We start from the raw sequence: 5,998 nt of genomic DNA on the forward strand, positions 1-5,998 counted from the left end.
GGATCTGCGGGCGTCGTACGACGCCCGCAGATCCGTAAGGGACAGGTGCTCCTCGACCTCTGCGAGGCGGACGAACAGCTGCGCCGGACGACGGTCACCAAACGCCACGGCGACCTGTACAAGACGGCACGGGACGCGAGCTGGGGAGACCCCTGGCCGGAAAAAGCGTGACACTTTAGCCGAAAGTGGCACACGTGTGGCTCGTGTGTCTCGTCCCACCCACCCCGGATGTGAGGTCCGGCCTCTCGGGGCGCAGGATGGTGGGACCATAGGGGAAGTTCTCCGCACAACGACAGGGCAAGCAGCAAGGCGAGGAGATAGATGAGCGCGACGTTCGGTGGCCGGACCGGTCGGCAGGGCAGAATCTCCTCGTGGCTGCGTGCGCGCCGCCCGCAGGAGGCCCCCGACGGCAGCGGGCGTGAGGCCCTGCTGCTGGCCGCCGCCGAGGCGGGACTCCCGCTCGCGCCCGCCGCGCACCCCGCCCCGGGCTACCGATGTTCGTGCGACCGGGTGGGCTGCCCCACACCGGCCCGCCACCCGGTGTCCTTCGCCTGGCAGACGCAGTCCACGACCGACCGCGCCCAGATCGAGCGCTGGGCCCGCCACCAGCCGCAGGCCAACTTCATCACCGCGACCGGCATGGTCAACGACGTCCTGGACGTTCCGCTCGAAGCGGGCCAGGAGGCCCTGGAGCGGCTGCTCGCCGCCGGCATCGAGGTCGGCCCGGTCGCCGCGAGCGACGACGGACGGCTGCTCTTCTTCACCCTCACCCGCGGCACCCCCGAGGACGAGGACGAGTGGTGGCCGTGCGAACTGGACTGCCACCCCGAGACGATGGACGAACACCCCGGACTGCGCTGGCACTGCCGAGGCTCCTACGTCCTCGTCCCCCCGGCCCAACTCCCCGGCGAGAACCAGTCCGTGCACTGGGTCCGCGGCCCCGAGCACCCCCTGCCCGACCCGCTGACCCTCCTCGAAACCCTCACGGACGCCTGCGCCCGCTACGCCGGCCAGGAACCGGACCACGCCAACGCGGCCTGGCCACTGGGCCGTTAGGCCCACAAGGGACGCAGGGCTCAGCCGCCCTGCGCCGAGGTCAACCCCTCGATCCGCCCCAGCACCGACACCTTGCCGCCCCGCTTCGGGTCCAACGCCACCTCGTTGGAGATGAGTTGGAGCGTGAGGGACTGCTCGACCTCGCCCGTCGTCAGTGCCTGGACGTCCTTGTTCTGGGTCGGCACCGATGTGCCCTCCGCCGCGGTCTCCTTCTGGAAGTACCGCGTGGTGAAGAACACCAGCGCCCCGCCGTCCGCCGTGCGCAGCGCGAGCGGGGCGTAGTCGCCGCTGGTCAGCGGCTCGTCGAGGTACTGGGTGGCCAGACCGGGCTTCGAGGCGTTCTTCGCCCGGTCCGCGCGCCAGGCGCTGGTGTGTGTGCCGTCCGCGAAGGCGGTCCCGCCGCGTTGCAGATACGTCGCGTAGCTCTGGCTCAACTCGCCCGGCGCGACGGCCAGTTCGGCCGAGTCCGCCGGTACGGCCTCGGCCCAGCCGTCCTTGTCGGTCGCGAACTTCGGTACGGCGGTGGCCGCGAGCAGCGTCAGATACGCCACCTGCCAGGGCTCGGACAGGTCGTTGCGGGTGAACACCAGCAACCAGCGGGCGCTGCCCCCCTTGTTGGCGGCGGTGTCGGCGACGAACCAGCGCGGCCAGCCGGCCTTCTTCGGGATGGTGAACTTCGCGTCCGTCAGCTCCAGCGGCGAGTAATTCGCGTTCCCGGACGGCGAGTTGGTGTGCCCCGCCTTCAGCCGCGCCGCGTCGATGTCACCGAGCGCGCCGGTGACATGAGCGGCGTCCAGGGAACTGTCGTACGCCTTGTCGGCGGCGTTGTACGCGGTCGTGAACTGCTGGAGCGCCGTGGCGGCCTCGGCGCGGGTGGTGGCCGGCAGGACCTCCCGCTCGCCGTGGACCACCACGCAACCGCTCGCCGTCAGCGACAAAGCGGTCATCGAGGCCGCTATCAGTACGCGCCGGTCAAGCCTGCGGAGCCTTCGAGGGCTGCGATCCCTGCTCATCAGGTGTCTTCACCTTCCCCTTCCCGGAGGCGAACCCTACCGGGGCGAAGAAGAGGGTGAGCGTGGGGATCAGGTACAGCAGCCACACCGTGATCTGCAGGACGGTCGGGTCCGGCTGGAAGTTGAAGACGCCCTTGAGGAGGGTGCCGTACCAGCTGTCCGGCGGGATCGTGTCGCTGATGTCGAAGGCCAGCTTCGTCAACCCCGGGACCCAGTCCGCCTCTTGGAGGTCGTGGAAGCCGTACGCCAGTACCCCCGCGGCCACGACGACGAGCATCGCGCCGGTCCAGGTGAAGAACTTGGCGAGGTTGATCTTCAGCGCACCCCGGTAGAACAGCCAGCCCAGGAACACCGCCGTGGCCAGACCCAGTCCTACGCCGACCAGCGGGCGCGGGGTGCCGTCGCTCGCCGCGTGCACCGACGCCCATACGAACAGGGCGGTCTCCAGGCCCTCGCGGCCCACCGCGAGGAACGCGGTGGCGACCAGCGCGCCGGTGCCCATCGCGAGGGCCGCGTCCAGCTTGCCGTGCAGTTCGGTCTTCAGATGCCGGGCGGTGCGCCGCATCCAGAACACCATCCACGTCACAAGACCGACCGCGAGGATCGACAGCGAACCGCCGAGCGCCTCCTGGGCCTGGAACGTCATCTCCTGGGAGCCGAATTCGAGCGCGCAGCCGAAGCCCATCGCGATGAGCACCGCGACGACGATGCCGATCCAGATCGGCTTCAGCGCGTCCCGCCGGTCCGTCTTGACCAGATAGGCGATCAGGATGCAGACGACGAGGCTGGCCTCCAGCCCTTCACGCAGACCGATCAGATAGTTCGAGAACACGGTCTACGACTCCTTCGCGTCCTGGGAGAACAGCGTGCTGCCCCACCAGTCGTCCTTGTCCCGGACGCCCGGCGGGACGGCGAAGACCGCCGAACCCACGTGCTGGATGTACTCGTTGAGCGCGTCGGTCGCCGACAGCCGGCGTTGCAGCGGAATGAACCCCTTGCGTACGTCGCGCTGGTAGGCCAGGAAGAACAGGCCCGCGTCGAGTCGGCCGAGGCCGTCGGTGCCGTCGGTGAAGGAGTAGCCCCGGCGCAGGATCGTGACCCCTCCGTTGGTGTCGGGGTGCGCGAGCCGGACGTGCGCGTCGGGCTTCATCGCCTTCAGGAACGGCGGGTCGTGCTCCTTCGCCTTGCCGACGGCCGCGCCCTCGCCCTTGTCCCGGCCGAAGACGTCCTCCTGCTCCTGGAGCGAGGTCCGGTCCCAGGTCTCGATGTTCATCCGGATGCGCCGGGCGACGAGATACGAACCCCCGGTCATCCAGGCCGAGTTCGCGCTGTTGTCGCCCTCGGCGACCCACACGAACTTCTTCAGCCGGTCCGTCTCCGTCCCCGCGATATTGCGGGTGCCGTCCTTGAACCCCATGAGATTGCGGGGCGTTTGGGCCCCCGGGGTCGTCGACGACGTCTTCCCGAAGCCCAGTTGGGACCAGCGGATGGCGACCTTGCCGAAGCCGATCCGGGCCAGGTTGCGGATCGCGTGCACGGCGACCTGCGGATCGTCCGCGCACGCCTGCACACAGAGGTCGCCGCCCGTACGGGACTTGTCGAAGTTCTCGCCGGGGAACTGCGGCAGGTCGACGAGGGCTTCGGGACGCGCGTCCTGGAGACCGAACTTCTCGAAGAACGACGGCCCGAAGCCGATGGTGAGGGTCAGCCGCGAGGGCTTCAGGCCCAGCGCCTCACCGGTGTCGTCCGGCGGCGCCTCGGCGAGCCCGCCGTAGGCCCCCTCGCCGACCGCGTGCCCACCGGTCATCCGGCGGGCGGCGGCCGTCCAGTCCTTCAGCAGCTGTACGAACTCGGCGCGGTCGTCGGTCTTCACGTCGAACGCGGCGAAGTGCAGCCGGTCCTGCACCGGGGTGGCGATGCCCGCCTGGTTGGCGCCGTGGAAGGCGACCGCGGCACCCATGTCGGCGCCCGCCGGATCGACGTCCTCACCGACGCGGCTCATCGCGACCGCGCCACCGGCCGCGACGGCACCGAGCGCGAGCCCGGCACCGCCCCAGCCGATCAGCGAACGACGCGAGGGGCTCTCGGATTTCTGGAGCGCGGTTTTCTGGGGCGCGGTCTCGGACTTCGGGGTCTCGGCCATGGTGATCCCCTACTTCACGACGGCGGCGGCGAGCTTGGACAGCGGCTCCGCAAGCGCGTTGACCCCGTCCGACAGCTCCTTGCGCTGGTCCTTGGTGACCTTGTCGTACGACACGAAGCCGTCCGAGGTCGTGGTCGAGCGGTACTTGTCGAGCAGCGTGTCGATCGCGGCGAACTGCTTGTCCAGTTCGGTGGTCAGCGCCGCGTCGTTCTTCTGCGCGACCGGCTTCAGCAGCTCGTACGCCTTCTTCGCACCGTCGACGTTGGCCTTGAAGTCGCTCAGGTCGGTGTGCGAGTAGCGGTCCTCCTCACCGGTGACCTTGCCGGTGGCTACCTCGTCGAGCAGCTCCTTGGCGCCGTTGGCCATCGAGGTCGGGGTGATCTCGGCCTTGCCGACCCGCTTCTGCCAGTCCTTCAGATCGGTGAGCAGCTCGTCGGCGAGGGTCTTCTGCTCGGCGCCGATCTTCTTGTCCTGCCACAGCGCCTTCTCCAGCGCGTGCCAGCCGGTCCACTTCTGGCCCTTCTCCAGGCCGTCGGCGCGGGTGTCGGTCTTCGGGTCGATGTCCCCGAACGACTCGGCGATCGGCTCGGTGCTCTCCCAACCGACGCGGGAGGGGGCGTAGGCGTTCTTGGCGGCGGTGAGGTCGCCCGCCTTGATGGCGTTGACGAAGGTCTCCACCTTCGGGATCGTCGCGTCGGCCTCGTTCTGCGCGTACTCGCGGTAGGCGGCGACGGCGGCGTCCAGCTTGGGGTCGCGCTTGGCGACCGAGCCACCGGTGACGGTGAGCTTCTGCCGGACGCCGTGCCCCTTCATCCCGGGCCGGCAGGCGATCTCGTACGATCCGGCCTTCACCTCGGCGGTGAGCGTGTACTTGGTGCCCGGCCCGATGTTCTCCTTCTCGGAGACGATCCGGTCGTCCGGGAAGAGGATCTCGACCTCGGTCGCCTTCGAGCCGGTGTTCTCGATCTTCAGCGTGACCTGGCCGGCCGGTATCGACTTGGTCGAGGTCGTGCACTTGGAATCGGCCGCGGTGACCTTGATCGCGTCGCCGTCCTTGGCGTCGCTCTTCGCGGTGCACGCCGTCACGGCGGTCAGTGCGGCCGCGGCGGCGACGGCGGTGGCGACGGGAAGTCGGACGGCACGCATGCAGGCTCCAAGCGAGAGTGTGTGGCAAGGCACTGTGGTGAGGCTGCCCTAACTTACCTGAGGCTTACCTCAGTCATACCCGCCCGGCCCGGTATTCACTGCCCATGGAAAAATCACAGACACGGCTTGATCTCGACGGCGGAAAACAAACGGCAAGGAAAGGTCAAGGAAAGGTCAAGCGGATCGTTTCGGCGTCACCACGACCGCCCCCGTGCGCGGATGCGGAAACACCTCGACCGGCTGGTCATAGACGTCCGACAGCAACGCCTCGGTGAAAACCTCCCCCGGCGGACCGTCGGCGGCGACACGACCGGCGCGCAGGATCGCGACCCGGTGCGCGTAGGCGGCGGCCAGCGCGAGATCGTGCAGCACCACGACCACCGCGTCCCCCGCGTGCGCCCTTTCCCGGCACAGCCGCAGCACCAGTTCCTGGTGCCGGAGGTCGAGCGCGGCCGTCGGTTCGTCCAGCAGCAGCAGCGGCGCCCGCTGGGCGAGCACCCGCGCGAGCGCGACCCGGGCCCGCTCCCCACCACTGAGCGCCGAGAACGGCCGTAGCGCGAAGTCCGTGACCTCCGTCCGTGCCATCGGGCGCCGCCCTGTCCACGCTGCCCTCCGCCGACACCCCCACCCCCACCTGCCC

7 protein-coding genes are annotated in these 5,998 nt (G+C 69.5%); 2 read left to right on the top strand and 5 right to left on the bottom strand.

Features of this window, described 5'->3' with window-relative positions; all coding sequences use genetic code 11:
• Both JHN63_RS46375 and JHN63_RS46380 read left to right on the top strand, forming a co-directional pair.
• On the top strand, nt 1–171 hold a 171-nt coding region (locus JHN63_RS46375), incomplete at its 5' end, for a small ribosomal subunit Rsm22 family protein (RefSeq protein WP_234478724.1).
• A 150-nt stretch (nt 172–321) separates the two neighbouring features.
• Entirely contained in the window at nt 322–1,056 is a 735-nt protein-coding gene (locus JHN63_RS46380) for a bifunctional DNA primase/polymerase (RefSeq protein ID WP_200691158.1), read from the top strand.
• Between the two features lie 20 nt (nt 1,057–1,076).
• On the opposite strand, the gene JHN63_RS46385 is transcribed toward JHN63_RS46380, so the two are convergent.
• The 5 genes from JHN63_RS46385 to JHN63_RS46405 all read right to left on the bottom strand — a co-directional run.
• Nucleotides 1,077–2,069, bottom strand: a complete 993-nt coding sequence (locus JHN63_RS46385) for a hypothetical protein (protein WP_200691159.1) — start codon at nt 2,067–2,069, stop codon at nt 1,077–1,079.
• Nucleotides 2,029–2,901 carry an iron uptake transporter permease EfeU gene (efeU, locus tag JHN63_RS46390; protein ID WP_200691160.1) on the bottom strand — a complete coding sequence of 291 codons (873 nt, stop codon included), beginning with the start codon at nt 2,899–2,901 and terminating at the stop codon, nt 2,029–2,031. The genes JHN63_RS46385 and efeU overlap by 41 nt, the downstream gene beginning before the upstream one ends.
• A 3-nt stretch (nt 2,902–2,904) precedes the next feature.
• Nucleotides 2,905–4,212, bottom strand: coding sequence for an iron uptake transporter deferrochelatase/peroxidase subunit (gene efeB / locus JHN63_RS46395; RefSeq protein ID WP_200691161.1), 1,308 nt, complete (start codon nt 4,210–4,212; stop codon nt 2,905–2,907).
• A 9-nt stretch (nt 4,213–4,221) separates the two neighbouring features.
• Nucleotides 4,222–5,358 carry an iron uptake system protein EfeO gene (gene efeO, locus JHN63_RS46400; RefSeq protein WP_200691162.1) on the bottom strand — a complete coding sequence of 379 codons (1,137 nt, stop codon included), beginning with the start codon at nt 5,356–5,358 and terminating at the stop codon, nt 4,222–4,224.
• A 174-nt stretch (nt 5,359–5,532) separates the two neighbouring features.
• The coding region (locus JHN63_RS46405; RefSeq protein WP_200691163.1) for an ABC transporter ATP-binding protein at nt 5,533–5,998 on the bottom strand (466 nt) is incomplete at its 5' end.

The organism is Streptomyces sp. MBT65, from assembly GCF_016612545.1.
Classification (GTDB): domain Bacteria; phylum Actinomycetota; class Actinomycetes; order Streptomycetales; family Streptomycetaceae; genus Streptomyces.